Here is a 231-nt window from a genome sequence, read left to right on the forward strand (position 1 = left end):
CAAACATATTAAACACCATCGTAATCATCATTAGCGAAAATAATATTTGTGTCATATAGTTGATAAACGCAATGATATGGCCGACCTGGATGTCACCAGATTCGACGCCTAAACCGCCAAGCCAAATCACAACGACAATCCCGAGATTGACCGTCAGCATGATCGCAGGGCTAAATATTGACATAAGTCGGCTTGCTGCGATGGAACGATCCTTAAATTGATCATTTACCT

At 41.6% G+C, this 231-nt stretch carries 1 protein-coding gene; it reads right to left on the reverse strand.

The annotated features are described in order from the left end of the window. The coding region (locus tag RYX56_RS25585; RefSeq protein ID WP_317124548.1) for an ABC transporter transmembrane domain-containing protein at nt 1–231 on the reverse strand (231 nt) is incomplete at both ends.

The sequence above is a fragment of the Alkalihalophilus lindianensis genome (genome assembly GCF_032843265.1).
Taxonomy (GTDB): Bacteria; Bacillota; Bacilli; order Bacillales; family Bacillaceae_D; genus Alkalihalophilus; species Alkalihalophilus lindianensis.